Here is a 25588-nt window from a genome sequence, read left to right on the forward strand (position 1 = left end):
TTTAAAATTTTTGGTATTATACCCTTTAAAAAAAGGATTTTAATGTTAGAAGCAAAAAAAATTGACACTGCCAATAGTATAATCAAAGCTGTAATCGAAAATCAAGACTTAGAAGCTAAAAAAGACAAAATTGCAAAACAAATCGCAAAAAAAGCTAAAATTCAAGGATTCAGACCTGGTAAAGTTCCTGTGAAAGTTGTTAAAAAAATGTATGCTGCGGATATCGAGCAAGACGCAATCAGCGAAGCTGTAAGAGAAGTGCTTGACAATGGTTTGAAAGAGCTTGGAATTACTGATATGATTGCTGAACCTGAAGTAACTAAATTTGAGAAAAAAGACGACAAAATCGAAGTAGAAATTAAAGTATACACAAGACCTGAAATCGAAATCGGTGATGAATACAAAGAATGTGTTCCTGAAGTTGAGGTTCCTGAAGTAACTGACGAAGAAGTAGAAGAAGAAATCAAAAAAATCGCTGAAGCTCAGGCTGAAACTAAAGTTTCAAGAAAAAGAATTTTAAAAGAAGGTCTTATCGGAGTAATCGATTTTACAGGTTATATCGATGGTGAAAAAATGGAAAATGGAAGCGCTGAAGCGTATCCTCTTGAAATTGGAAGCAACTCTTTCATCCCTGGATTTGAAGAGCAGCTTGTAGGAATGAAAGTAGGTGAAAGTAAAAGAATTAAAGTAACTTTCCCTGAAAACTACGGAGCAAAAGAAATTGCAGGGAAAGAAGCTGAGTTTGACGTAACTCTTCAAGAAATTCAGGAAAAAGTGCCTGCGGAAATTAATGACGAACTTGCTAAAAAATATATGGCAAAAGAAGATGCAACTTTGGATGAATTAAAAGAAATGATTAAAAAGTCAATAGAAGACAGAAAAAAAGCTGAAGCTTTTGCACCTAAAAAAGAAGAGATTCTTGAGTGTTTAGTTAAAAAATATGAAATTGATCTTCCTGAAAGCGTTGTAGAAAAAGAAGTTGAAATTATGATTAACAACGAAGCTCAGAAAATGAGTCCGGCTGAACTTAAAGAACTTCAGGAAAACCCTGAAAAAGTAAAAGAACTTAAAGAAAAACTTTTACCTGAAGCAAAAGACAGAGTTAAACTTACATTTATTATTGACGCTATTGCTAAAAAAGAAGGCGTTGACGTAAGCGATCAGGAACTTACTCAAATTTTATATTATGAAGCAATTATGCAAGGACAAAATCCTCAAGATGTGGTAAAATATTATCAAGAGAATAATTTACTTCCAATAATTAAAATGAATCTGATTGAAGAAAAACTTCTAAATAAACTTTTAGAGGATAAAATAAAAGGTAACGATTAATGAGTATTTTAATTCCTACAGTTATTGAAAAAACAGGAAGAGGTGAGAGAGCATACGATATATACTCTCGTCTTTTAAAAGACAGAATTATTATGCTGCAAGGTGAAATTAACGATCATGTATCAAGCATAATAGTGGCTCAGATGCTGTTTTTGGAAGCTGAAAACCCTGAAAAAGACATTTATCTTTATATCAATTCGCCGGGCGGGGTTGTTACCAGCGGAATGGCGATATATGATACTATGAATTATATAAAACCCGATGTAGTTACCATTTGTATGGGACAGGCTGCAAGTATGGGTGCGTTTTTACTTTCTAGTGGTGCCAAAGGCAAAAGATTTGCACTTCCACATGCAAGAATTATGATACATCAACCTCTTGGGGGTGCTCAAGGTCAGGCAACCGACATTGAGATTCATGCTAAAGAAATATTAAGAATGAAAAAAGAGCTTAATAAAATTTTAGCTGAAAACACGGGTCAGAGTGTGAGAAAAATTGAAAAAGATACTGAAAGAGACTTTTTTATGAGTGCAGAAGAGGCTCTTAAATACGGATTAATAGATAAGGTTCTTAAAAAAAGAGAAAACTAATGATAAGTGAAAAAAATGATAAATTTTCATCGGTAAATGATGTTGTTTCAGGTTTAAACGAACCTTCCTCACCTCTTGAGGAATTTGCTAAGAAAGTTTTTGATAAATTAATTGAAGAGAATGTTCCTCCAATTCCTTATTATTATAAAATGTATTTTTTGAATATGCTTGATGAAGAACCCGAAAACTTTAAAAATCAAGTATATGAATATATTACATTAGAAGAAACTAATGAACTTGAAAAAGATTTAGAAATTGAGAAAAAACTAAAGCAATCATTTAAATATTCTAAAGAATTGCTTCAACATACTGCAGTTTTATATAAAAATTCACAGGCTATTAAAGAAATTTTTGAAAGATATAAAAGTGAAACAGCACATATTGCGAATCCTAAACTTTTTGAAAGATTAATAAATGGATTTGAAGAAAAACTTAAAAAAATAAATGAAAAACTCGAAAATGAACTGAATCAAATAAAGCTGCTTTATTCAAAAAATGTCGAAATATTAAAAGATATAGAGAGTAATTCAATATTTGACGCAAGATATGGAATTTATAATAAAAAATTCTTTTTAAAAGAACTTCAAAAAGAAATTAAACTAATTAAGAAATTTAAACACAAAAGTAGTGTTGTAGTTTTAAAAATAAAAAATAGTGTAGTTGAATCTTTAAAATCGGAAAAATCAAAAATTTTATTAAACAGAAGCGTTGCAAAAATAATGCTTAAAACATCTAGAAGAACTGATATTATCGCTCATTTGGGTGAAGGTGTTTTTGCAATGCTTTTAAAACATACTGACAGAGTAGGAGCATGTAAAACAGTTGAAAGACTTTCTGATGTAATAAGTAATTCTGCAATATTTTTAGAAGGTGAAGAAATTAATATTAAGATTGTATCCGGTATTGTGGAAATTATGAGTGATGAAGATGTAGAACTTTGTCTTTCTCATGCACTTATGATGATGGAAAAAGCCGAAAATGATGATGTGTTATATTATATTTATGAAGGAAATTAATGGCTGTATTAGATATTGTTACATATCCAAATAAAATATTAAAACAGATTTCAAAGCCTGTTGAGAGATTTGATAAAGATTTGCATAAACTTTTAGATGATATGTATGAAACAATGATAAAAAATAATGGAGTAGGACTTGCAGCAATTCAGGTGGCTGTTCCTATCAGGGCTCTTTTAATAGATATTGGAGATGAAGAGGGTAAGCAGAGCAAAGATACGCTTATTGAAGTTATAAACCCTGAATTTTTAACGTGGGACGGCACGCAAAAAGACACTGAAGGGTGTTTAAGCGTTCCTGATTATTTTGATGAAGTTGAGAGATACAAAAATGTAAAAGTTAAATTTTTCGACAGATTCGGAAAAGAACACGTTATGGAAGCCGAAGGTTTGCTGAGTGTCGCTTTCCAGCATGAAACGGATCACCTTGACGGACATCTGTTTGTGGAAAGACTTGATTATATTAAAAGAAAGAAGTTTGAAAAAGAGTGGAAAAAACTGCTAAAACAAAAACGAAAAAAATAAATTCAGCTACGCTTGATGGATTTAATGCCCAAAAAGTAGAGGTTGAAAGCTCTTTTACTAAAGGGCTTCCCGGATTTGCTATAGTTGGGCTCGGCTCACAGGCAATTCAGGAAAGTAAAGAGAGAATAAAATCGGCTCTTTTAAACAACGATTTTGAATTTCCCCCACTTAAAATTACTATTAATTTAGCTCCGGCTGATTTGCCAAAATCAGGTTCGCAGTTAGATCTTCCCATAGCTCTTAGTATTTTATATCATAAAAAAAATATTGATTTAAGAGAATATCTTGTTCTTGGAGAACTCGGGCTTGATGGGAGTTTGAAAGATACAAATTCAATATTTCCTATTATTCTGTCACTCAAACCAAAAAAAGTGATTATTCCTCTGCAGAGTGCCGAGAAAGTGAGCAAAATACCGGGTGTTGAAGTTTATGCTTTTTCGCATATTAAAGAATTTGAAGAGTTTGATCCTAAAAAAGTGGAAAATAACGGCTTTAACTACATCCACATAAAAATAGATGACAAAAAATATTATTATCTTGAAAATTTCGAGCTTGATTTTAAAGATGTCTTGGGACAAAACCAGGCAAAAGAGGCGGCTTTGATCTCTGCGGCCGGATTTCATAATATTTTGTTTGAAGGAAGCCCGGGGGTCGGAAAATCGATGATAATCGGCAGGATGAGGTATATTTTACCTCCTATGAGTTTAGAAGAAATATTAGAAGTAGAAAAGTATAATTCCCTTGAAGGCAAAGAAGTTACGTTTAAACCTCTAAGACCTTTCCGTTCGCCCCACTATTCGTCTACAAAGGCGGCGATATTCGGAGGCGGCAGCAGGGGTGCGAAGATAGGGGAGATTGCGTTTGCGAATAAAGGAATGCTCTTTTTTGACGAGCTTCCGCATTTTCAAAAAGATGTGCTTGAGAATTTAAGGCTTCCACTGCAGGATAAAAAGGTGCTCATTAGCCGTGTAAATTCAAAAATAGAATATGAAACCGATATACTTTTTGCGGCTGCCATGAATCCGTGCCCGTGTGGAAATCTTTTGAGCATTAATAAAGAGTGCAGATGCACGGATCTAGAAATTAAAAGATATAAAAACAGAATCAGTGAACCTTTATACGACAGGATAGAAATATATCTGCAAATGACTGAAGATGATTCAAAAGATACTATTTCAAGTAAAGAGCTGTTTGAAAAAGTTTTAACGGCGTTTGAGATGCAAAAGGGTGAATTTAACGCAAATCTTCCTGAAAATTATAAATTCGATATGGAAAATGGTGCTTACGATATACTGAAAAAGGCGATTGTTAATTTTGGGCTTAGCAAAAGAAGTGAATTTAATCTGCTAAAAGTCGCTAAAACCGTTGCAAATATAAATAAAAGAAATAAAATTCATAAAGAAGATCTTTTAAAAGCACTTCAGTTTAGAAGGCGTTAGATGAAAATAATAGCCGATACTCATTTTGGACACGATAATATATTATTATATGAACCCGTAAGAATGCAAAAAGCGAGAATGGAAGGTTATGAAAATTTTGATCGGTTTTTAATTGAACATCTTAATTCATATATCTCAAAAGATGATGAAGTTTTGCATTTGGGAGATGTTGCATTTGGAGATAAATATACCTTGGCAAAAAAATTAAACGGCAAAATCACGCTTATCAAAGGCAATCACGATAAGCAAAAACATATCGAATTTTATAAATCTTTAGGCTGGGATGTAATTGAGGATATAAGGATTGAAATAGATATAGATAAAAGCTGGTTTGAATATTTAAAATATAAATATGATAAAAAAACAACTTCAAAGACAGCTTGTCTGGTAAAAGAAATAAGCGGTAAAAAAATACTTTTTTCACATTATCCTGTATTTAACGATAATCCTTACGATGAAAAATTTAAAGATATTTCAAAATTGTTACAAGAGATTTTTACTTTGTGTAACTGCGATATTAATATACACGGACATACGCATTCATATATGGTTGCGGATAAACGATGTATAAATGCATGTTTGGAAGTAAATGATTTTAAACCTCTTGAAATTTTTGAACTTTTATGATTGCTTTGTTGAAAATAAATATAAACTTGTTACAATAAAATAAGAAAACTTTTAAGCCTTACATTTAAGGAGTCGATATGAAACCCGCATTTAAAGAAGTATATACGTTTGATAAGAAGTGTTATGAGGAGTATAAACTTACAGAAGATATATTAATGGAACATGCCGCATATTCCATGGCACTTGAAATATATAAAAGAGTGCCTAAAGATTCAGTGATAAATATTGTAGCGGGTCCGGGCAACAATGGTGCTGATGGGGTAACTCTTGCAAGAATATTGCTTGGTGATTATCATGTGAATCTATATATGCCGCTTGGTGCAAAATCCGAGATGTGTAAACTGCAACTTGAAAGATATAAAGCCGTAGGCGGCGTGGTTGAAAATGAATACAAAAATTGTGATTGCCTTGTGGATGCTATTTTCGGGAGCGGGCTTAAAAGGGATTTGAGTGAAGAAATAGTGTCAATTATAAATAAAATGAACCATTTACAAGCATTAAAAATAGCATGTGATATTCCTACGGGAATAGATGATAATGGTAATTTACGTCCCATTGCATTTAAGGCTGATTTGACGGTAACGATGGGTGCCGAAAAAATTTCTTTATACAGCGACGCGGCAAAAGATTATGTGGGTGAGATAATAAAAGCGGATCTGGGGGTCAGTTTTACTAAATATATTCATAAATGCTGTTATTTTATATTGGAAAAAGATGATTTAATAACACCTATTAGAAAAAAACAAAATTCACATAAACGTTCATACGGACATTTGGGAGTATTGGTTGGGGACAAACCTGGTGCCGGAATTTTAGCCTCACAGGCGGCGTTTAATTATGGATGTGGACTTGTAAGTGTGGTAAGCCGTGAAAAAATTCAAACACCTTATGAAATTATGCAAACTGGAAAAATAGAAAACTTCAGCGCACTTGCTTTTGGGATGGGTATGAATAACCATTTTGACGATATTTTGGATGATATAGTAAAACTTGAAATTCCTATGGTTATTGATGCGGATATGTTTTATAAAGAAAAAATAAAAGAATTTTTAAATAAAAAAGCCGTATTTACCCCTCATCCTAAAGAGTTTGCAAGTCTTCTTAAAATTTTGGGGTTTGGCGAATACAGCGTAAAAGATGTGCAGGAAAGAAGGTTTGAACTTGCGGAAAAATTCAGTGAAAAATTTCCGCATGTAGTGCTTTTGCTTAAAGGTGCTAACAAAATAATAGCTTACAATAAAAAACTTTTTATAGACCCTAAAGGAAATGTAGCGTTGGCAAAAGGTGGAAGCGGGGATGTTCTTGCGGGGATTATAGGCTCACTTCTCGCTCAGGGATGGCATCCTTTAAAAGCAGCGATCCATGGAAGTTTAGCTCATTCACTTGCAGGACATTATAATCCGAATTATGCTTTGACTCCTATGAAAATTATTAAAAATTTAGAAAAATTAATATGATTTTTGATAAAGTTTTTTAAATTCTTCACATTTTTCCAAAAGTTCTTCTTTTTTACCTTTACAAACTATCTGTCCGTTTTTGAAAACAAGTATTTCATCCGCATTATCAATTGTATGAAGTCTGTGGGCGATAATAAATACTATCATATCTTTAAGGTTGTTAATAGCATCCATTATAACTGCTTCACTTTTGTTATCAAGTGCACTTGTCGCTTCATCGAGTATTAAAACGTCAGGGTTTTTATAAAGAGCCCTTGCTATGGCAATTCTTTGTTTTTGTCCTCCGCTGAGGTTACTGCCGTTTTCCTGTAAAACAGTGTTTATTCCCTCAGGTAAAGATTCAACAAAATCAAGCAGATTTGCTTTTTTAAGTGCATTTTTAACTTTTTCTTCGTCAATTTCCTTGCCATAAGCGACGTTTGCGGCTATGGTGTCGTTAAATATATGGACATTTTGAGGAATATATGCGATTTTTTCTCTTAAATCTTCAAGGGAATAGCGTTTCATATTTTCATTGTTTATTAAAATTTCACCTCTGTTTGGATCATAAAATCTCATAATAAGACTTACAAAAGAGCTTTTTCCACCACCGCTGTCACCCACAAGCCCAACTTTTATAGGTTTTTTGGCAATGTAGTTTATATTTTGAAGAGCTATATTGTCCCCGTATTTTAATGATACATTTTTAAACTCTATTTTTTCGATATTATCAAGTTTTTTATCACCAGATACAATCTGAGGTTTAAGATTGAAAATTTCTTTTAATCTTTCGTTTGCAGCAATAGCGTTTTGAAGATTTGAATATGTATTTGATGCTCTTTTAATAGGTTCTGTCATCATAAAAAGAGCCGTCATAAAAGAAAAAAAGGCACCTACACTCATCTGTCCAGTAATAACCTCATGACCACCTACTATAATAACTATTGCTGCTACGGTTGCGTTCATAAGTTCGAGTATAGGATTTAAAAGTGCGGAAGTGCGAACTGCTTTAAGGTTTATTTTTAAGTATTTTAAATTTTCTTCTTTAAATTTTTCATATTCGAATATTTTTGCGTTGTATGCTTTTATTGTTTCTATGTTTTTAAATATTTCACTTAGATGTTTGTTTAAATCAGCAGTTTTGGCCTGGGATTGTTTTGAGAGTTTTTTTAGTTTTTTTGCTATTTTATTTATTGGATAAATGATAAGTGGCAAAATAATAATTGCAAAAAAAGCGAGTTTTGGGCTTTGGTATATTACAACACCCAGCAAAAACAGAGCCATTAAAATATCTCTTATAAAGTTTGCTAAGTCGTGGCTTATGGCACTTTGTATTCTGTTGATATCGTTGATTATTCTACTGACAAGTTCGCCCGAGTGTGTTTTTTTAAAATAATCCATATCAAACATTAAAATATAGCTTAAGAATTTATCTCTGATTTTTCTAACCACATCTTCGCCTATATATGTGACGTAGTATGTTTGAATGTATCTTCCGAGTCCTTTTATGAAATAAACTAAAACTATAGCAAACGGAAGCATATAAAGAAGCTGTTCGTTTTTTTCTATAAAAATTTTATCAAGCACCGGCTTAATCAAATATGCTACGGCGGCGCTCGATACCGAAACCATAATCATACCGATTATTGCGAAAATTATCTGTTTTTTATAATCTTTATAATAGGGAAAATACTCTTTAAAAAACTTCCACACTCTAAAACCTTTATTTGTTATAATTTTAATTAATATTTTATCGAAAAAACGGATATTTTAAAACAAAGGATTATATTGGATTTAATAGTTAGGCTCTCTGCACTTGGAGATATTATTCATACTGCTATAGTTCTTCAGTTTTTACCTGAAAAAATTGACTGGGTCGTTGAAGAGGGTTTTGCGGAAATTTTGGAATATAATCCTAAAATAAATAAAATTTTAAGAGTTAATCTTAAATCAATTAAAAAATCTAAATCTAATATTTTTAAAGAGTATAAAAAAATTAAAAAATTTGGTGTTTATGATAATGCCATAGATTTTCAGGGACTTATAAAAAGTGCAGTTGTTGCCAGAATTTTGGGCAATGAAGTTATAGGCAGGGAAAATATAAGAGAAAAACTTGCCAAAATATTTTATGATAAAAAAATAAAAACATCTGATCATACAATTGGTAGATATAGAGATATGATAAACGAGATATATGGATTAAATATTTCTGAAGAGGAATTTATAAATCATAAACCTTTTTTATTTTATAAAGAGGAACATATAAAAAAAGAATATCTCTCAGATAGCAAAAAAAATATAGTGTTTATAATCGGAAGCACCGCTCCAAATAGACAATATCCTACTGAAAAATGGATAAAGCTTGCAAATAAGCTTAATGAAAATATTTTAATCCCTTATGGAAATGAAAAAGAAAAACTGATAGCAAAAGATATTGCTAATAATAGTGATGCGAAAATAATGGATAAAATGAGTTTGAATGAATTAAAAGCAACACTTAGTAGTGCTGATTTGATTATAGGTAATGATACGGGTCCCAGTTATATAGGATGGGCAAATAATGTTCCGACTATTTTATTATATGGAACTACACCTATTAGCAGGATTTATGAAAATAAAACAACAAAAATAATAAAAAGTAAAACGGCTAAGTATTTGGATAAACTTGATAAAAATGATTTTTCCATTAAAGATATTGATGTTGAAGAAATTTTGGAGAAAATTGATGAGTTTTAATAACTTTTTGTATTATGGATATATTTTTTTGGAACAAATATTAAAAATATCACCAAAATTTGTGAAAAGATATTTAAAAAAATTATTGACGTTTCTGTTTTATAAGTTTGATACAAAAAGAAAAAAAATAGTGTTTGTCAATCTTGATTTAGCTTACGGGAATACTCTTTCAAAAGAGCAAAAAGAAAAAATTGTAAAAAAAGTTTACGAAAATTTTATAAATAATTTATTTGAATTTATAGAACTTTCAAAAATGAGTAAAGAGGACTTGGCTAAAAAAATTGAATTTGAGAATCTTGAAATAGTAAAAAATGAGCTTCAAAAAGGTCCTGTGATTTTTACGGGGGCACATTTTGGAAACTGGGAAATTTCTTTACTTGCAATTGGGGCTTTTATTACCCCGGTAAGTGCAGTTGTTCGTGAAATAGACAATCCGAAGTTAAATCAAAGAATAAGAAAAATACGTGAAAAATTTAATGTAAAAATATATGGGAAAAAAGGTGCACTTAAAAATTTAATGAGAGATTTGAAAAATGGAAGAAGTATAGGAATTTTAATTGATCAAAATACTGCAAAAGAAGAAGGTGTTGATACTATATTTTTTGATAAAAAAGTGCTTCAAACACCAAGTGCTGCACTGCTTAGTAAAAAATTTAAAATCCCAATTGTAATGGGCTTTGCCGAAAAAAAAGATGATAAATGGGCTATAAGTTTTAAAGAGGTGTTTATTTGTGAAGATATTCAAAGCTGCGTTGATAAACAATCTAAAATAATTGAAGAAGAAGTTAAAAAATATCCAGAACTTTGGTATTGGTTTCACAGAAGATTTAAGCACTATTATGAGGATAAATATGAATAAACTAAGTGTAGTTATTATTACTAAAAATTCTGAAAAGTTTATAAGTAAAGCTATTCAGTCGGCTAATTTTGCAGATGAGGTTTTAATTCTTGATAGCGGAAGTAGTGATAAAACCTGTGAAATAGCTAAAAGTTTGGGGGCCAGAGTCGAATATCAAGAGTGGCTCGGATTTGGGAAACAAAAACAAAAAGCAGTCGATTTGGCTAAAAACGACTGGGTGTTTGTGCTGGATTCAGATGAGAGGATTTTGCCTAAATTACGAGATGAAATAATAAATGAACTACAAAACCCTCAATATGATGCGTATTTTGTTGCGAGGTTGAATAATTTTTGGGGCAGGGATATAAAACACCTCGGGCTTTATCCTGATTATTCGATAAGGCTGTTTAACAGGAAAAAAGCAAGGTTTAACGACAGAGACGTTCATGAAAGTGTTGAATGTAAATGTAAAAAGGGATATTTGAAAAATCCTATGAAACATCTTGCTTATGAAAGTATAGAAGAGTTTATAGCTAAGCAAAACAGATATTCTTCCATAGGTGCTAAACCTAATAAAATAAAAGCAATTTTTTCGCCTTTTTGGACATTTTTTAAATTATATTTTATTAAACTCGGATTTCTTGAGGGTTGGAACGGGTTTGTAATTGCCAAACTTTATTCACAATATACGTTTTGGAAATATATTAAGGATAAAAAATGAAAATATTGGTAATAAAATTCAGAAATATTGGAGATGTTCTTTTAACTACGCCTCTTATAAAAAATCTTAAATTAAATTTTTCAGATGCGAAAATAGATGTTGTGGTTAATAAAGGCACGGAAGCAATGCTAAAACATAATCCCGATATTAACGAAGTTTATACTTATAACAGGGATGAATATAAAAAATTACCTTTAGTGAAAAGATTAATAAAAGAGTATAAGTTTTTAAGAAGTTTTAAAAATTATGATATCGTTATTAATACTACCGAAGGTGACAGGGGGGCTTTTATTGCAAAATTTTCTAATGCGAAAATAAAAGTCGGGTATCCTGTCAAAAAAAACAGAATGCTTAAGAATGTTTTTAATTTCCAAATGCCAAAACCTCCTCTTTTAAGACATATAATAGAAAACAACCTGGATGCGGTTCGAGTTTTGGAAAAAGACATATATGAAAAAAGAGTTTATATTTATTGGAATGAAGAAGATGAGAAAAAAGTTAAAGAGTTGCTGCCGGAAACAAAGTTTGTGCATATTCATCCGGTTTCGAGATGGCTTTTTAAATGTATAAAAGACGAATTAATGGCAAAAATCATTGATTTTATAAAATCCAAGGGGTATGAAGTTGTAATTACCGCAAGTCCTGATAAAAAAGAGATTAAAAAAGTTGATGCAATACTTTCATATTGTAAAAGTAAACCTTTAAATTTAAGCGGGAAGCTTAGTTTGAATCAAGTTGCTTATCTTTCTAACAAATCTAAACTTTTTGTTGGAGTGGATACGGCCGTTATGCATATGGCGGCCGCTGTGGATACTCCTGTTGTGGCATTTTTCGGTCCGAGCGGTGCGTTTAACTGGGGACCTTGGGATAATGAATTAATGGAGAGTGGATATATGAAAAAGAATGGAATTCAGACTATGGGTAAACATATTGTGATACAACATGACTGGGATTGCATTCCATGCGGAAAAGATGGATGTGACGGAAGTAAAATCAGTGATTGTCTAATGCAGTTTGATATGGAAAAAATTTATAAAATTATTGAGGAGAGATTGTGAGAATTTTAGAAATGGAATATTCAAAAGGATGGGGCGGACAGGAAAAAAGAACTGTTAGGCTTATTAATAATTTAAGTGATGAGTTTGAAGTGTTTTACGTTGCTCAACCTGATAGCAATATTGTAAAACATAAAGATGAAATAAAAGCTACGATATTACCTTTAAAAATGAAACATATTTATAATCCTGTGACTATTTTAAAATTGATAAATATTGTGAAAAAATATAATATAGATATTATTTCTACTCATTCCGGAAAAGATGCATGGCTTGGAGCGATTGTAGGTAAACTGACTAATACTCCAGTAATTAGGACAAGACATTTATTAACTAAAATAAATTCGCCAAAATCTTATAATCTCAGCACCATAACGGTTGCCGTTTCAAAAGCCGTTGAAAATTATCTTAAAAGTATGGGAGTTAAAAATACAACTACAATTTATACCGGAATTGATACAAATTTATATAAACCTAATAATCTAAAAAAATTAAGAAAAGAATTTAATATAAGTGATGATACTTTTTTAATTGGAATTGTTGCTGTGTTAAGGGCGGCTAAAAGGCATAAAGATTTAATTGAAGCAGTTTCACAAATTGATGGAAATGTGAATCTAATAATTATAGGTGACGGACCTCAATGGGATAATCTTCAAAAGTTTATAAAAGAAAAAAATTTAGAAGATAAAGTTATAATGACGGGCAGAAGAGACGACGTGGCGGAAATTTTGCCAGATTTGGACCTTTTTGTTCTCCCTTCAAAAGAAGAAGCGCTTGGGACTAGTATTTTAGAAGCGAGTGCTTGCGGTGTTCCCGTGGTGGCAAGCAATATCGGAGGTATTGCCGAATGTGTAAGGGAAGATAAGAATGGTTTATTATTTGAAGCAATGAATTCTGATGATTTAAAAGAAAAATTACTTGAAATGATTAATAATAAAGAAAAATATGAGTATTTTAAATCTAATGCAAGGGATTTTATTAAACAAAACTTTTCTGTTGAAAAAATGGTTAGAGAAACTGAAGATCTATATAAAAAAATAGGGAAAAAATCATGAGCGTCCCCGTTTTGATGTATCATCATGTTTTAAGTAAAGATAGTTTTATTGCGACAGGGATAGACAATTTTGAAAAACAGATGTATTTTATTGCAAAAAATTACAAAACATTAACAAGCGAAGAGTTTGAAAAGTTTAAAAAAGGGAAAATAAGTATTCCTAAAAATAGCGTATTAATAACTTTTGATGACGGATGGCGTGACAATTTGGAATTAGCTTATCCGATTTTAAAAAAATTTAATTTAAAAGCCACGCTTTTTATAGTAACCGGGTGGGTGGACAAGGCAAGTGAAAAGGAATATCCTTTTGTTGAAAGAAATCACAGTGAATGTAAACGTATAGTAAAAGAACGTCCAAATGAAGTAATACTTAACTGGACTCAAGTTGAAAATATGCAGGATGTTTTTGATATACACTCTCATACACATTTTCACAGGGATGATTATTTCGGTAAAATTTCATTAGAAGAAGAACTGGTTTTGTCAAAAGAAAAAATTAAACAAAATTTAGGAAAAAACACTACTCATTTATGCTGGCCAAGGGGGGTCTATAATAATAAAGACATCGAACTTGCTAAAAAAATAGGTTATGAGGTTTTATATACGACCAAAAGAGGTATTAACAAACCTGATAATAAACTTGATGAAATTAAAAGGATATCAGTAAAAAAAGATGAAAAATGGCTAAAAAAGCAACTTTTTATATTCAAAAATGATGTTTTAGGAAGTATATATTCAAAGGTGAAAAATTGAAAATTTTACTTGTCAGAAATGATAATTTAGGGGATTTAATCTGCACAACACCGGCAATTGAAGCGTTAAGGAAAAAATATCCTGATGCTCAAATTGATATTGTTGTAAATAGTTATAATTTTTTAGGAATAAGAAACAATCCTTTTATAGACAAGATATATGTTTATACCAAGCCAAAACATGTAAACGGAATTATTAATAAATTAAAAGCATTATTTGGAAAAATTAAAATTTTTAATGATATAAGAAAAGAAAAATACGACATAAGTGTAGTTTTTAGAAGCGGATATTCAAGCTCGGCCGAGCAGTTTAGCAATATAAGCGGTGCTAAAATGCGTATAGGCGTAAAAGATAAAAAAAACAGAGATAAATTTACGCATCATATTGAGCTTAATCCGGATCATCATGAGGTTGAATTTTGTTTTGATTGTTTAGAGCCTTTAGACGTCAAATATAATAATGAAAAAACATTTTTTTATTTGGAAAATGAGTATATTGAAAAATACAAAAATTTAGGTGAGTATATTTTATTTCATATATCTAGTAGAGTTAAAGAGAATAAAATTTCAAAAGAAAAATTTAAGAATATCTTTGATAAATTGAATAAGAAAATAATTATTACTGCAGAACCTAATGATTTTTCAATGGCTAAATGGTTAGAAGAAAACTCTAAAGCAACATTTGTAAAAACTTCATCCTTATTGGATTTAGGTGGTGTAATAGTAAATTCTAAACTTTTTGTGACATTAGATGGTGGTGCTATGCATATGGCACCAGCACTAGGTGTAAAAACCATTGCGCTGAGTGGTAAAACAAATATGAATAAGTGGTATCCATGGGGATATAAACATTTAGTGCTTCAAGATAAAAGTAAAATAGCTGAGAATATTAATAATGATTTGATAATTAATAAAATTGAGGAGAATTTGTGAAGTTTTTGTATAAAAAAAGGAATAGAAAACATATAAAAGATTATGAAGTTACCTTAGAAGATATAAAAAGTTCAAAAACTATTTTATTTAGTATGTTTGGTAGATATGGTGATGTAATAATAGGTTTTTCTATTTGTTTAGAGTTTATTAAAAAATATCCTAATAAGAAATATGTTTTTATAGTTTCTCCACAGCATTATCCTTATATATATGAATGTGTTAAAGATATGGATAATGTATTAATATTCACATTTAAAAAAAACAATATATTAAAATTAATATACTTGTTAAATAAATTATATAAATTGCATCCTGATTTAGCTTTTAATCCTTTTTCATGGTCTGATGAAAGTGAATTTTTTATTACCTTTGCAAAAAAATTTTCTTTTTTTAAAAATCAAAAATTTTATTTTTATGATAATTATTATAATATAATGAGAAAATATTTAAAATTAGAATTAAAACAAATCAAATTATATGATATTAAATATGATTTCAAGAATATTTTGATTTGTCCAGAATCGAGTGAAAATAGAAGAAGTTTAACAATTGAGCAAATAAAATTTTTAATAAATAAATATAAAGATAAGCATATAACATTAGCAGTAAATAAGAAAATTAAGATAAATGAAAATATAAACCAATTTTTGTTTTCAAAAAAAAACTCGAAAGAATTTTTAAATTTAATTAAAAAAAGTGACATAATAATGTGTGTAGATAGTGCACCACTTCATATTGCAATGTTATATGACAAGCAAATTATTGCATTTTTTTCTTCATCAAGTCCAAGGAGAGTGTTAAATAGTGATAAATATGTTTTACCTGTTAGAAATAATGTGTTATATGGTGTAGAATGTGAAGATAAAACTTGCAATGAAGCAATTTGTTTGGATTTTATTAAAGAAAGATTTGATAAATATACTTTGGAAACTAAAAGAACAAAGTTAATTTATAATTGCCCTATAAAAAAGGAGAATATTGAAAGCGTTTATTAAGTTTATATTTTTTTTGAAAAAAAAACAGATAAAATCTATTGATCAATTAAAAACACCTAACACATTTTTAGTGATTTCTAATACAGCATTAGGGGATACATTGTTATCTACCCCTGCAATTAAAAGTTTAAAAAAATCTTTTCCAAATTCTAAAATAATTGCAATATTAAAATCTTCATATTCACCTCTGTTTAAAAATTATAAATATATTGATGAAATTATTGAATATGATGGCAATGTAAAAGGTTTTTTTAAAACACTTTTTAAATTAAGAAAAAAACACATTGATGCAGCTCTTATATTTCATTCAAATTCACCTTTTGATATTTGGCTTAGTGTATTAAGTGGAATAGAATTTATTTTAAAACATCCTACCAATACGCCTTTAAAAAAATATCTTTCATTTAATTTTGAAAAAAAAGATCAGCATACTATTGAAGATAGGTTAGATCTGGTAAGATTAATAGGTGGGAAAGAAATAGATAAAACGATGGAAATTTCGCCTTTAAATAATGAAAAGCTTTTACAAAAATATAAAAAATATAAAAATTATATAGGATTTCAAATAGGTGCAGCAGATAAATATAAAATGTGGCCTATTGAAAATTTTATACAATTAGCAAAGAGAATGAAAGATGAAAAAATATTGATCACAGGGGTCAAATCTGAATGGGAATTAGGTGAAAAAATTGTCAAAGAGTGTCCAAATGTAATCAATATGTGTGGAAAATGTTCAATTAATGAACTGCCTTATTTGATTAAACAATTAAAAATATTGGTAACTAATGATACAGGAACTATGCATTTGGCCATTGCATTAAAAGTTCCTACAATATCATTATTTTCACCTACATCTTCAAAAGGAATTGGACCTTATCAAGATTTAAAAATTCATAAAATAATACAAAAAAATGGTTCTTTTATACAAAAATTACCTAAAAAAGAAAGAGATGATACTGCAATGAAATTAATTAGTGTTGAAGAAGTTTATAGAAAATATAAGGAACTCAATGAGGTTTTTTGAAAAACTTAAGTTTGTATTTAAAAACAAATTAAAAAATAATAAAATTAATTTTAATATTTATATTAAAAATCCTAAAAATGTCTTTCTTGGGGAAGGTTGTAAAATTTTATCTAATGTTACAATTATTGCAGGAAAGAATGGAATAAAATTAGGAAATAATGTTACATTAAATAGATATGTATATCTAGAAGCTACAAAAGGTAAAATAATCATTGGAAATAATACGGAAATAAATAATTTTACTAAATTGGATGGAAGAGGGAACATTATAATTGGTGATAATGTATTAATTGGACCTAGAGTAGATATTATAACTTATCAGCATATATATTTAAATAAAAATAAACTTATTAAAGAGCAGGGTGATATTGTAAAAGATATTGTTATTGAAGATGATGTTTGGATAGGTGCGGGCAGTATTATTTTAGCAGGTGTAACAATTAAAAGAGGTGCAGTTATAGGTGCGGGAAGTGTTGTTACCAAGGATGTTAATGAATATGAGGTAGTTGCTGGTGTTCCTGCTAAAAAAATAAAGGAAAGAAAATGAAGTTTTGTTTATATAATGTGACAACTGCAATAAAACAGGGAGGAATAGAAACTTTTTATTGGGAAGTTGCAAAAGAATTGCAAGATAGAGGGATAAAAGTAGAGTTAATTTCTGGACAAGGCAATTTTATAAAATATCCTGATATACCTTTAAAACAATTTGATTTTACAAGTAGGAATAAAATAATAGATTTAGGAAATAGATTTAAAAAATGGGGAGAAAGAATTAGTTTTTTTAAAAATGCTTATTCGTATTTGAAAAATCAACATTATGATTTTTTTTTAATTCATAAGCCGTTGGATTTTTTTACTGCATATTTTATGAAAAAAATAAATCCGAATTTAAAAGTAATATTTATATCAGGTGGGGAGGATTTTTACGGGTTTGATAAATTTTTTAGTAAATATATTGATTATATGTTCGCGGTAAGTCGTGATAATGCCAATATTATAAAAAATAGATATAAAAGAGATGTTCAGATACTGCATAATGGAGTAAATACGGAACTATTTAGAAAAGATGAAAGTATTAGGATAGAATATAGAAAAAAATATAAACTGGATAATAACAGAGTTTTATTAAGTGTTGGAAGAATTGTAGGTTGGAAGGGATATCAATTAGTTATTAAAGCTATTAGAGATTTAGATGTGAAATATGTGTTGATTGGTGATGGAGAATATTTAAATGAATTAAAAAAATTAGCAAAACAAGAAAAAGTAGATGATAAAGTATTGTTTTTAGGTAGTGTTTCTAATAAAGAGCTTTATAAATATTTAAATATGGGTGATATTTTTGTTCAGCCAAGTATAGGACATGAAGCGTTTGGTATTACTATTGTAGAAGCAATGGCTTGTGGACTGCCAGTAATTGCAAGTTATAATGGTGGAATGAAAGATATTATTGTTGATGGTGAAAATGGTTTCTTTTTTGAAGTAAATAATATTGAAAATTTAAAAGAGAAAATAAAAAATGCTTTGAATCACAAATTTAAAGATGTTAGGCAATATGTTATAGATAATTTTACTTGGAAAAAAACCGTTGATAAATTGTTAGGGCAAATTAAAAAATGAGAAATTTATTAATATTTTTTTTGGGTATTTATTTATTTGGTTTTTTTATTGAAGGGTTTAGTTTTATAAAATATATAGGTTTATATGGAGCAATTTTATTTTTTTTGATTGATTTATTTTTATATAAAAATATTTTAACTCTAAAAAAGGTATTTGTTGAAAATAAATATTTATTTTTTAGTTTTTTTGTATTACTAATTACTATTATATTATCTATTATATTTGCATATTCAGATTTAAGACCTAGTTTAAAAGAGTTTAGAGTAGAATTTTTAAATATAGGCATATTTATGTTAATTAGTTTATGGATCGAAGACAAAAAATTATTGTTTAAAGTATTTTTTTATAGCTTGATTTTAGCATTTTGTTTCGATGTTTTTAAATTTGCTTATATGTATTATCTTAGTAATCCTGAGCTTAATTGGTCAATTAGATTGAATAGAAGTTTTAGTAATTATTTTGAAATTTTATATCCATTTATTTTAGCCAGTATTTTTATAATAAGAAATAAATTTAAATATATTGTAATAATATTTTTGTTATTTGCTTTTTTCGAATTAATTTTAACGGGTGCAAGAGGTGCATGGATTGAAGTTTTAATAGAAACAATAATTTTTCTTTTATATTTAGAAAGAAAGTATTTTAAAAAGTTTTTATATTATATTATTGGTGGATTATTTATAATTATTTTTGTCGGTTTGTATTTTTATAAATATTCTTCTTTATTTCAACAAAAAATCAATCAAGGATTATCACCTAATGGCAGAGATGTAATTGTTGAAACAAGATTGCCGATTTTTATAAAACATGGTAATTTTTTATTAGGAATAGGAGGTCCAGGAAATTATCAATATAATAAATTTTTAAATGATTATAATGCTCCTAAAATGTATGGATTATCAAAAGAAAAAGAATTTTTTTATTGGGCTGATGAACCTTTTTTGTTACAAATATTTTATAAAGAGGGAATCTTAGGATTGATGAGCTTTTTATTTTTCAGTGGTATGTTTTTATTGATAATGTTTAAATATTTAAAAATTAATTATTCGATAGAGTATAAATTATTTATTGTTTCTATAATTAGTTCATATGTAGGTTATTATTTTATAAGAGGTTTAGTTGAAGGTAGAAATTTTAAATATATACTAGTATATTTAACATTATTTTTAATTATTAAAGAGTCAACAAATGAAAATAGCATACATTTATCCTGAAAAACTTCCAAGTAAAAAAGCAAGAAGCGTTTCAGTTGTAAATACTTCTTGTGAGTTATCTAAATTAACTGATACTACTCTTTTTTATGAAAAAAGTGGTAAAAATATTTTAGAATTTTATAATTTGGAATGTGAAAGGTTAAACTTAAAACCGATTTCAAAAAAATTTATAATACGAAGTAATAAAATTTTTAATTTTAATTTGAAAAAACACTTAAAAAACTTTGATTACATTTATGTAAGACATTTAAAAACCGCGGAATATTTAATAAAAAACAGATTGGATATTATTTTTGAATATCATGAGATTTTTTCAACAACAAATAAGAAAATCGAAGAATTAGAAAGTTTTGTTGTAAAAAATTCAAAAGGTATAGTATATACCAATTATACTTTAAAAGCTGAAGTCGAAAAAACATTTGATATCAAAAAACCATATACAATAGCATATAGCGGGTGTGGATTTCAGTTTGATTTTATTAAAAAAGACTTTTCTAAAATAGATGAAATATATTATATTGGAAGTTTCCAAAAGTGGAAAGGGGTAGAGTTTTTAGTAGAAAATATGAAATTTTTTCCTGAGATCACATTAAAAATTGTTGGAGATGGTGATAAGGAAAATATACTGGATATAATAAAGCGATTTAATTTAAAAAATATTGAATTCCTTGGTTTTAAAACGCATAATGAAATAAAAAATATTTTAAAAGAATCCAAAGTGACAATTATTCCAAACATACCAACTGTTTATAATAAATATTCAACTCCAATTAAATTATTTGAGTATTTAATGAGTTCGAATATTGTTTTAAGCGCAAATATGCCTACGGTAAAAGAAATTATAAAAGATAACCAAAACGGCTTTTTATTTGAGTCTGGTAATAATGAAGATTTTGTCAATAAATTAAAATATATTTTATCACTTGATAGTTTTAAACTAGAAGAAATTTCAAAAAATGCTTATAATACTGGCAAAGAATTTACGTGGGCAAATAGAGCAAAAAAAATAATCAACTTTTTTAATGAATTGGAAAAAAGGACAGATAAATGAAGACAATAAGCATAATAGGCCTAGGTTATGTAGGGTTACCATTAGCGGTAGCATTTAGTGAGAAGTATAAAGTGATAGGATATGATATAGCAGAATGGAGGATAGAAGAGCTAAATAAAGGATATGACAGAACATTAGAAGTAAGCGAGAAAGAGTTAAAAGAGGCATTAAATAGAGGAATTAAATTCACAAATAAACTTGAAGAAATAAAAGATGCTAATATATATATAATAACAGTTCCGACACCAATAGACAGCCATAAAAATCCTGACTTGACACCTTTACAAAAAGCCAGTGAGACAATAGGAAAAGTATTAAAAAAAGGTGATATCGTAATATATGAATCTACAGTATATCCAGGATGCACAGAAGAGGTTTGTGTTCCAATTCTTGAACAGACAAGTGGTTTAAAATATAATGAAGATTTTTTTGTAGGATATTCACCAGAGAGAATTAATCCCGGGGATAAAGAACATACAGTAAAAAAGATACTTAAAGTAACATCAGGAAGCACACCAGAAATAGCAAAAGAAATAGATGAGTTATATGCAAGTATAATAGAAGCCGGAACACATCTGGCACCAAGTATAAAAGTAGCAGAAGCCGCGAAAGTAATAGAAAACACCCAAAGAGATATAAATATAGCGTTTGTAAATGAGTTAGCACTTATATTTGATAAATTAAATATTGATACAAAAGATGTGCTTGAAGCTGCAGGGACAAAATGGAACTTTTTAAAATTCACCCCGGGATTAGTAGGTGGTCATTGTATAGGAGTAGATCCTTATTATTTAACATATAAAGCAAAAGAGATAGGATATCATCCGGAAATAATTTTAGCAGGTAGAAGATTAAATGATAATATGGGAATATTCGTAGCCAATAAGGTAATAAAATTAATGATACAAAAGGGACATACTATAAAAGGAAGTAAAGTATTGGTATTAGGAATAACATTTAAAGAGAATTGTCCAGATATAAGAAATTCTAGAGTAATAGACGTAATAAGAGAGCTTGAAGAGTTTGGTGTGAATGTAGATGTGTATGATCCATGGGCAGACAAAGAAGAGGTTAAACTAGAATATAATATAGATTTACTATCAACAATCAACTATCAACAATTGTCAAATTATGATGGAATTGTTTTAGCAGTAGCACATCAAGAGTTTAAAGAGATAGAAAAAGATTTAGAAGCATTAACAACAAACAGACCTGTTATTTATGATATTAAAAGTTTCTTTGATAAATCTTTTGTGGACGGAAGATTATAGTGAAAATAACTTTTTTACGTTTAAAACCAAATAAGTTTGGAGGGGCAGAGAAGTATCTTCAAAGATTAACTGAAGAATTAAAAAAAAGAGATATAGTTTTTGAGATTAGATATTCAACCGCACCTAAATTTTTGGCAAGCTGGATTAAAGCTATATGGTTTAATATTGAGGTGTGTTTTGTTAAAAAAAATAAATTTTATTTTTCCCTTGAAAGAATAACGTGTCCTGATATATATCGGGCAGGTGACGGGGTTCATAAAGTTTTTTTGGAAATAGAAAAAAAATCAAAGTTGAACCCTTTGCATTTGGTTTATTTGTATATAGAAAAAAGAATGTTTGAAAATGCCAAAAAAATTATAGCTAATTCAAATATGGTAAAGAATCAAATCATAAATACGTATGATATTAAACCTGAAAAAATCAAAGTGATATATAACGGGATACCTTTAAAAGAAAAAGTTTTTTTTGAGGATATCAAAAAAGAATTTGGTATTAGTAATGAAAAAATTTTGCTTTATGTTGGTAGTGGATTTAAAAGAAAAGGGGTAAAAGAAGCACTTAATATTGTTTCTGAGCTTCAGGGTGATTTTAAATTATTTGTAGTAGGAAAAGAAAAAAATATCGAATGGTATAAAAATTATGCGAAAAGTTTAGGAGTTGAAAATAAAGTTATCTTTACAGGTCCGAGAGGTGATGTGGATAAATTTTATTCTATGGCGGATATTTTTATATTTCCGACAAAATATGAGCCTTTTAGCAATGTGGTTTTGGAAGCTTTGAATTTTGAAAATGTAGTGTTTACTACAAAAATGAACGGTGCAAGTGAAATTTTGCCTGAAGAATGGATAATAGATGAAAATATTATAAATAAAATTCAGGAACTTTTAAATAATAATGAAAAACTTGAAAAATTAAAGAAAAAGGCAAAAGATATATCTAAAAATTACAGCATAGAAAAAAACGTAGATGAAACAATTAAGGTTATAAATGAAGTTATTAATTGAACCTCCAACTTGGCTGGGTGATGCCGTAATGGCAAGCGGAGCGATAAAAGCCATTTTGGATGAGCTTAGACCTGAAAAGTCTGTAATTTTCGGAAGTTTTGTAGCGACTGAGCTTTTAGAAGAGTGGTTTGATGAAGTGATACTAATTGATAAAAAGCATAAATTTAAACAATTTAAGGATTTTCCGAAAGCTGATATGTTTATTAGTTTCAGGACGAGTTTGTATTCTAAAATTTTGGGATTGAAGGCAAAAAAAAGTTTTTATTTTGATAAAAATCTTTCAGGGCATATGGTTGAAAAATATTCTAAATACGTAAATATTATAATCGGAAAAAATAAAGTTTATTCACCTGTTTTGCCGTATAAGCCTAAATATTTTCAAAAACCGACACTTGGAATAAATCCTGGTGCCACATACGGGAGCGCAAAGAGATGGTATCCGGAAGAGTTTGCTAAAGTTGCAAATACCTTGGGTGAGAAATATGACGTAATTATATTCGGAGGTCCGGGGGAAGAGGATATAGCAAAAGATATAGAAAAAAATCTCGAAATTTCAAATTATAAAAATTTATGCGGCAAATTAACTATTAAAGAACTTTGTGAATATATCGGAGGGCTTGATCTGTTTATAACAAACGACAGCGGTCCTATGCATATAGCTGCAGCTTATAATGTGTCGATTGTTGCGATTTTTGGTCCTACGAATTACAAAGAAACGTCTCCTTGGAGTAGTAATTATAAAATTGTTACAAAAGATTTAGAATGTGCTCCCTGTATGAAAAGGGAATGTCCTTTAGGACATCATGAATGTATGAAACTAATTAAAGCTGAAGATGTAGTAAAGGCTGTAAAGGAGCTTGTGTGAAAGCGGCGTTTTTAGATAGAGACGGAGTTATAAATATCGATACTGGATATGTTGGGAGCATTAAAGATTTTAAGTTTAAGGACGGAATATTTGAGCTTTTAAAACTGCTTCAAAATCTTGGATTTAGCCTTTTTATAGTGACAAATCAAAGCGGAATAGCAAGGGGTTATTACAGTGAAGAGGATTTTTATAAACTGACGGAATGGATGAAAGAAAAGTTTAAAAAAGAAGGCATTGAAATAAAAGATGTCCGGTTTTGTCCCCATCATCCCGACATTACGGGGGAATGTGAATGTAGAAAACCCAAACCCGGAATGATTTTGGATTTGGCTGAAAAATATAATATTGACCTTAAAAATTCTATAATGATTGGTGACAGTGACAGGGATATAGAAGCGGCAAAGCGAGCCGGAATAGAAAAAACGTTCAAAGTTGAAGAGAACTTATATGATATAATTAAAAAAATAAAAAAGGAGTTTTTGTGAAATACTCTGATATAGATTTTAATAATAAAACCGTTGTAATTACGGGCGGTGCCGGATTTATAGGAAGCAATCTCGCTTTTTATTTTCAGGAAAACTATCCGAATTGTAAAGTTATAGTATTTGATAAATTTAGAAGCGAAGAGACGTTTAGCAACGGAAACCTTAAGAGTTTCGGTCATTTTAAAAACCTGCTCGGATTTAACGGCATTATTATAAGCGGGGATATAAACAATAAAGAGGATTTGGCGCGACTTGAAGAATACGATATTGACTATATTTTCCACGAAGCCGCTATTTCCGATACGACTGTTGCCGATCAGAAAATAATGATTGATACAAATGTAAACGCTTTTAAAGATTTATGTGATTTGGCCGTTAAGAAAAACGCTTCGATGATTTACGCATCATCCGCAGCAACGTACGGGAACAGCACTATTTTTAAAGTAGGGCATGAAAAGCCGAACAATGTTTATGGGTTTAGTAAACTGATGATGGATAATCTTGCAAAAGAGTATTTCGACAAAATTAGAATAGTGGGACTCAGATATTTCAATGTATACGGACCAAGGGAATATTTCAAAAATAAAACCGCATCAATGGTTCTTCAGTTCGGACTTCAACTGCTAAAGGGAGAAAGTGCCAAGCTTTTTGAGGGAAGCGATAATATACTGAGGGATTTTATTTATGTTGAAGATGTAATTCAGGCAAATATAAAAGCATGTGAAACTGATAAAAACGGCGTATATAACGTGGGAACGGGAAGAGCTAGAAGTTTTCAGGATATTGTAAATATTTTAAAAAGAGAGCTTGAAATTATAAGAGACGATACATATATTCCAAACCCTTACATAGGTCAGTATCAGTTTTTTACCGAGGCGGATATTGAAGATACGAAAAAATACCTTGGATATGAGCCGAGATTTTCTTTAGAAGAAGGAATAAAAGCGTATTTACCTGAAATTATCAGGATATATGAAGAAGAAGTTAGGTAGTAAGGGTGAAGGCAGAA

26 protein-coding genes are annotated in these 25588 nt (G+C 29.4%); 25 read left to right on the forward strand and 1 reads right to left on the reverse strand.

The genetic code is table 11. From position 1 onward, the window contains the following. The first annotated feature begins 42 nt into the window (after nt 1-42). The 7 genes from tig (at nt 43) to ACYQ19_RS07560 (ending at nt 6985) form a co-directional block, all read left to right on the forward strand. Complete coding sequence (gene tig, locus ACYQ19_RS07530) at nt 43-1332, forward strand: trigger factor (RefSeq protein WP_459978820.1); 1290 nt, start codon at nt 43-45, stop codon at nt 1330-1332. Beyond that, on the forward strand, nt 1332-1922 hold the full coding sequence (gene clpP / locus ACYQ19_RS07535; protein WP_459978821.1) for an ATP-dependent Clp endopeptidase proteolytic subunit ClpP: 591 nt from the start codon (nt 1332-1334) through the stop codon (nt 1920-1922). Before tig ends, clpP begins: the two co-directional genes overlap by 1 nt. Beyond that, complete coding sequence (locus tag ACYQ19_RS07540; RefSeq protein WP_459978822.1) at nt 1922-2938, forward strand: GGDEF domain-containing protein; 1017 nt, start codon at nt 1922-1924, stop codon at nt 2936-2938. The genes clpP and ACYQ19_RS07540 overlap by 1 nt, the downstream gene beginning before the upstream one ends. Then, nucleotides 2938-3462, forward strand: a complete 525-nt coding sequence (gene def / locus ACYQ19_RS07545) for a peptide deformylase (RefSeq protein WP_459978823.1) — start codon at nt 2938-2940, stop codon at nt 3460-3462. Before ACYQ19_RS07540 ends, def begins: the two co-directional genes overlap by 1 nt. Next, on the forward strand, nt 3426-4901 hold the full coding sequence (locus tag ACYQ19_RS07550) for a YifB family Mg chelatase-like AAA ATPase (protein WP_459978824.1): 1476 nt from the start codon (nt 3426-3428) through the stop codon (nt 4899-4901). The genes def and ACYQ19_RS07550 overlap by 37 nt, the downstream gene beginning before the upstream one ends. Next, nucleotides 4902-5528, forward strand: a complete 627-nt coding sequence (locus ACYQ19_RS07555; RefSeq protein WP_459978825.1) for a metallophosphoesterase family protein — start codon at nt 4902-4904, stop codon at nt 5526-5528. A 77-nt stretch (nt 5529-5605) separates the two neighbouring features. Further along, complete coding sequence (locus ACYQ19_RS07560; RefSeq protein WP_459978826.1) at nt 5606-6985, forward strand: NAD(P)H-hydrate dehydratase; 1380 nt, start codon at nt 5606-5608, stop codon at nt 6983-6985. Here ACYQ19_RS07560 and ACYQ19_RS07565 read toward each other — a convergent pair. Beyond that, complete coding sequence (locus ACYQ19_RS07565) at nt 6977-8677, reverse strand: ABC transporter ATP-binding protein (protein ID WP_459978827.1); 1701 nt, start codon at nt 8675-8677, stop codon at nt 6977-6979. The genes ACYQ19_RS07560 and ACYQ19_RS07565 overlap by 9 nt on opposite strands. A gap of 75 nt (nt 8678-8752) precedes the next feature. Here ACYQ19_RS07565 and waaC point away from each other — a divergent pair, with 75 nt between their 5' ends. The 18 genes from waaC to rfaD all read left to right on the forward strand — a co-directional run bounded on the left by waaC (nt 8753) and on the right by rfaD (nt 25571). Further along, nucleotides 8753-9700 (forward strand): lipopolysaccharide heptosyltransferase I, encoded by a 948-nt coding sequence (gene waaC, locus ACYQ19_RS07570; RefSeq protein ID WP_459978828.1) that lies wholly within the window; start codon nt 8753-8755, stop codon nt 9698-9700. Nucleotides 9701-9728: 28 nt separating this feature from the next. Next, a complete protein-coding gene (locus ACYQ19_RS07575; RefSeq protein WP_459978829.1) occupies nt 9729-10559 on the forward strand; it encodes a lipid A biosynthesis lauroyl acyltransferase in 831 nt (276 codons plus the stop codon). Then, complete coding sequence (locus tag ACYQ19_RS07580; RefSeq protein ID WP_459978830.1) at nt 10552-11259, forward strand: glycosyltransferase family 2 protein; 708 nt, start codon at nt 10552-10554, stop codon at nt 11257-11259. Before ACYQ19_RS07575 ends, ACYQ19_RS07580 begins: the two co-directional genes overlap by 8 nt. Then, entirely contained in the window at nt 11256-12317 is a 1062-nt protein-coding gene (gene rfaQ / locus ACYQ19_RS07585) for a putative lipopolysaccharide heptosyltransferase III (RefSeq protein WP_459978831.1), read from the forward strand. The genes ACYQ19_RS07580 and rfaQ overlap by 4 nt, the downstream gene beginning before the upstream one ends. Then, a complete protein-coding gene (locus ACYQ19_RS07590; protein WP_459978832.1) occupies nt 12314-13369 on the forward strand; it encodes a glycosyltransferase family 4 protein in 1056 nt (351 codons plus the stop codon). Before rfaQ ends, ACYQ19_RS07590 begins: the two co-directional genes overlap by 4 nt. After that, complete coding sequence (locus tag ACYQ19_RS07595; protein ID WP_459978833.1) at nt 13366-14121, forward strand: polysaccharide deacetylase family protein; 756 nt, start codon at nt 13366-13368, stop codon at nt 14119-14121. Before ACYQ19_RS07590 ends, ACYQ19_RS07595 begins: the two co-directional genes overlap by 4 nt. Continuing rightward, complete coding sequence (locus ACYQ19_RS07600) at nt 14118-15053, forward strand: glycosyltransferase family 9 protein (protein WP_459978834.1); 936 nt, start codon at nt 14118-14120, stop codon at nt 15051-15053. Before ACYQ19_RS07595 ends, ACYQ19_RS07600 begins: the two co-directional genes overlap by 4 nt. Before the next feature lie 284 nt (nt 15054-15337). Then, nucleotides 15338-16048, forward strand: a complete 711-nt coding sequence (locus tag ACYQ19_RS07605; protein ID WP_459978835.1) for a glycosyltransferase family 9 protein — start codon at nt 15338-15340, stop codon at nt 16046-16048. Continuing rightward, complete coding sequence (locus tag ACYQ19_RS07610) at nt 16032-17072, forward strand: glycosyltransferase family 9 protein (RefSeq protein ID WP_459978836.1); 1041 nt, start codon at nt 16032-16034, stop codon at nt 17070-17072. The genes ACYQ19_RS07605 and ACYQ19_RS07610 overlap by 17 nt, the downstream gene beginning before the upstream one ends. Further along, nucleotides 17059-17619, forward strand: coding sequence for an acyltransferase (locus ACYQ19_RS07615; RefSeq protein WP_459978837.1), 561 nt, complete (start codon nt 17059-17061; stop codon nt 17617-17619). The genes ACYQ19_RS07610 and ACYQ19_RS07615 overlap by 14 nt, the downstream gene beginning before the upstream one ends. Beyond that, nucleotides 17616-18689: a glycosyltransferase family 4 protein gene (locus tag ACYQ19_RS07620; RefSeq protein ID WP_459978838.1), complete on the forward strand. Its 1074-nt coding sequence runs from the start codon at nt 17616-17618 to the stop codon at nt 18687-18689. The genes ACYQ19_RS07615 and ACYQ19_RS07620 overlap by 4 nt, the downstream gene beginning before the upstream one ends. A 104-nt stretch (nt 18690-18793) precedes the next feature. Further along, complete coding sequence (locus ACYQ19_RS07625) at nt 18794-19903, forward strand: hypothetical protein (RefSeq protein WP_459978839.1); 1110 nt, start codon at nt 18794-18796, stop codon at nt 19901-19903. Next, nucleotides 19878-20954 carry a glycosyltransferase gene (locus ACYQ19_RS07630; RefSeq protein ID WP_459978840.1) on the forward strand — a complete coding sequence of 359 codons (1077 nt, stop codon included), beginning with the start codon at nt 19878-19880 and terminating at the stop codon, nt 20952-20954. Before ACYQ19_RS07625 ends, ACYQ19_RS07630 begins: the two co-directional genes overlap by 26 nt. Next, a complete protein-coding gene (gene tviB / locus ACYQ19_RS07635; RefSeq protein WP_459978841.1) occupies nt 20951-22225 on the forward strand; it encodes a Vi polysaccharide biosynthesis UDP-N-acetylglucosamine C-6 dehydrogenase TviB in 1275 nt (424 codons plus the stop codon). The genes ACYQ19_RS07630 and tviB overlap by 4 nt, the downstream gene beginning before the upstream one ends. Further along, nucleotides 22222-23229: a glycosyltransferase family 4 protein gene (locus ACYQ19_RS07640; protein WP_459978922.1), complete on the forward strand. Its 1008-nt coding sequence runs from the start codon at nt 22222-22224 to the stop codon at nt 23227-23229. Before tviB ends, ACYQ19_RS07640 begins: the two co-directional genes overlap by 4 nt. Further along, on the forward strand, nt 23213-24094 hold the full coding sequence (gene waaF, locus ACYQ19_RS07645; RefSeq protein ID WP_459978842.1) for a lipopolysaccharide heptosyltransferase II: 882 nt from the start codon (nt 23213-23215) through the stop codon (nt 24092-24094). The genes ACYQ19_RS07640 and waaF overlap by 17 nt, the downstream gene beginning before the upstream one ends. Then, complete coding sequence (gene gmhB / locus ACYQ19_RS07650) at nt 24091-24579, forward strand: D-glycero-beta-D-manno-heptose 1,7-bisphosphate 7-phosphatase (RefSeq protein ID WP_459978843.1); 489 nt, start codon at nt 24091-24093, stop codon at nt 24577-24579. Before waaF ends, gmhB begins: the two co-directional genes overlap by 4 nt. Then, the gene (gene rfaD / locus ACYQ19_RS07655) at nt 24576-25571 is read left to right on the forward strand and encodes an ADP-glyceromanno-heptose 6-epimerase (protein ID WP_459978844.1); all 996 of its coding nucleotides are present in this window, start codon (nt 24576-24578) and stop codon (nt 25569-25571) included. The genes gmhB and rfaD overlap by 4 nt, the downstream gene beginning before the upstream one ends. The last annotated feature ends 17 nt before the right edge of the window (nt 25572-25588 follow it).

Source organism: Nautilia lithotrophica, from assembly GCF_054656815.1.